The following is a 2553-nucleotide window of genomic DNA, read 5'->3' as shown; positions in this document are numbered from 1 at the left end:
GCGTCGTTCTGGGCCTGCTCGACCACCCGCCGGGTCAGCTCGGCGCGGGCGTCCTCGGCCGTCAGGCCGGTGACCGACTCGAGCTCGGCGAGCGCCGCGCGCTCGGCGTCCGTCGCGCGCTGTGCGGCGGCGCGCTCGGCCTCCTCGAGAGTGCGCGTGCCGGCCCGCTTGGCCTCGGCCGCGTTCTCGGCGTCCGCACGGGCGCGCCGCTCGAGCTCGTCGACCTCGGTGCGATCGGCCGCGACGCTCTGCTCCCGCTCGGTCAGCCGCCGCTCACGGCGCTCGACGTCGGCGAGCATCGCCCGCGCGTCGTCCTTGATCGAGGCGACGTCCTCCTCGGCCCGGGCGCGCTGGACGCCGGCTTCACGCCGGGCGACCAGGACGAGCACCAGCGCGACGAGACATGCGCCGAGCAGCCCCACGATCGTGGCGATGGCGCCTGCGTCCACGTCATCCTCCTGGTCGGGCCGCGCACGACGCGCACCGGTGCCGGTGCGCGGGTCTGGGCCATTGTCGCTCACACCCGGCCGCGTCCGGGCCGTTCGCCACCCCGACGGGCGGCAGAGTGTGCGGAGTTGTGCCGGACGTCACGGACCGGGATCGAACCCGTCGAGCTCGTCCGTGCCCTCGGCGCCCTGCTGGGCGAGCTCCTCGCGCAGGAGCCGAGCCACCAGGCCCGGCGGGTACCCCTTGCGTCCCAGCGCCGCGAGCGTGCGCCGCGACCGCGTCTGCGCGTCCAGCCCGGACGTCGAGGCAAGCTTGCGCCGCACGAGCCGCCGCGCGGCCTCGTCCTCGTCGTCCGAGTCGACCTGCTCGAGCGCGTCGCCGGCGGTCTCGTCGTCGATCCCGCGGCGGCGCAGCTCCACCGCGATCGCCCGCCGGGAGAGCCCGCGCTCCGAGTGCCGCGTCCGGACGAGCATGCGCGCGTACTCGGCATCGTCGATCAGCCCGACCTCCGTGAACCGGTCGAGCACCCGGTCCGCGACCTCGTCGGGGACACCCTTGCGGGCCATCGCCTCGGCGAGCTGCCCCCGGCTGCGCGCCGAGGAGGTCAGGAGCCGCAGCGCGATCGCTCGCGCCACGGACTCCTGGTCCGGCTCGACATCTTGCGCAGCCGCACCCGTCGAGGGCGGCTCGGTCCCGAACCGCCCTCGACGTCGGTTGCTGCTGGTCATGCGACTGCTCAGAAGTCGACGACCGGCACGGCGTCGGCCGGCGCGTCGACCCGTGCGCCGATGCCGAGCTTCTCCTTGATCTTCTTGTCCAGCTCGACGGCCAGGTCCGGGTTGTCCCGCAGGAAGGCGCGGGCGTTCTCCTTGCCCTGACCCAGCTGGTCGCCCTCGTACGTGTACCAGGCGCCGGACTTGCGCACGAAGCCGTGCTCCACACCCATGTCGATCAGGCTGCCCTCGCGGGAGATGCCGACCCCGTAGAGGATGTCGAACTCCGCCTGCTTGAAGGGCGGCGCCATCTTGTTCTTGACCACCTTCACGCGGGTCCGGTTGCCGACCGCCTCGGTGCCCTCCTTGAGGGTCTCGATGCGCCGGATGTCCAGGCGCACCGACGCGTAGAACTTCAGCGCCTTGCCACCCGTGGTCGTCTCGGGCGACCCGAACATCACGCCGATCTTCTCGCGGAGCTGGTTGATGAAGATGGCCGTGGTGCCGGACGAGTTSAKCGCGCCGGTGATCTTGCGCAGCGCCTGGGACATGAGCCGAGCCTGCAGGCCGACGTGGCTGTCACCCATCTCGCCCTCGATCTCGGCCTTCGGCACGAGCGCGGCGACCGAGTCGACCACGACGATGTCGATGGCGCCGGAGCGGATCAGCATGTCCATGATCTCCAGCGCCTGCTCGCCGGTGTCCGGCTGGGAGACGAGGAGCGCGTCGGTGTCCACGCCGAGCTTCTTGGCGTACTCGGGGTCCAGCGCGTGCTCGGCGTCGATGAAGGCGGCGATGCCGCCGGCCTTCTGCGCGTTGGCGACCGCGTGCAGCGCGAGCGTGGTCTTGCCCGAGGACTCCGGACCGTAGATCTCCACGACGCGGCCCCGCGGCAGCCCTCCGATGCCGAGTGCGACGTCCAGGGCGATGGAGCCCGTGGGGATGACCTCGACGGGGGCGCGGCCGTCGTCGCCGAGCCGCATGATCGACCCCTTGCCGAACTGGCGGTCGATCTGGCTGAGCGCGGCCTCGAGGGCCTTCTCGCGATCCTTCGGTGCGGGCATGTCGACCTCGTCTGTCTCGAGCAGCTGCTGCTGCGGTACGGGGGCTGGTCTTGTTGCGAGCGACGCTATGTCCGACCACCGACATACCGACCGCGCCACCCGTGCCCCGGGGATCCGGCGTGTGCCGGAGGGGGCTGTGGGAGGCTCGGTCGCTCACCCGCAGGACCACCCTAGCCGAACAGGTGTTCGATGTGCGCGACACGCCGTCAGCGTGTCGGGGTCACCGCGAGCTGCTCCCCCGGCGCCAGGACGTGCACGCGCACCCCCGGCGCGAGACGTGCCGCCGCGTGCGCGAACGCCGGCCCGGCGCGGTCCATCCAGCCCGGCGG

Annotated in this window: 2 protein-coding genes and 1 pseudogene; all 3 read right to left on the bottom strand. The window is 72.6% G+C overall.

The genetic code is table 11. From position 1 onward, the window contains the following. Window positions 1-449: pseudogene (locus AC1DUQ_RS20545) on the bottom strand (ribonuclease Y); the annotation flags it as partial. Between the two features lie 138 nt (window positions 450-587). After that, window positions 588-1175, bottom strand: coding sequence for a regulatory protein RecX (locus tag AC1DUQ_RS20540; protein WP_477062959.1), 588 nt, complete (start codon window positions 1173-1175; stop codon window positions 588-590). 8 nt (window positions 1176-1183) lie between these two features. Next, window positions 1184-2224 carry a recombinase RecA gene (gene recA, locus AC1DUQ_RS20535; RefSeq protein WP_477074502.1) on the bottom strand — a complete coding sequence of 347 codons (1041 nt, stop codon included), beginning with the start codon at window positions 2222-2224 and terminating at the stop codon, window positions 1184-1186. Window positions 2225-2553 lie beyond the last annotated feature (329 nt).

It is taken from the genome of Cellulomonas sp. P4_B5_2, assembly GCF_056402235.1.
This window is presented reverse-complemented; position numbering and strand designations above follow the sequence as displayed.

Coding starts and splice junctions, on each gene's coding strand:
- AC1DUQ_RS20540 (WP_477062959.1), bottom strand. CDS start 1,175: ATGACCAGCAGCAACCGACGTCGAGGGCGGTTCGGGACCGAGCCGCCC.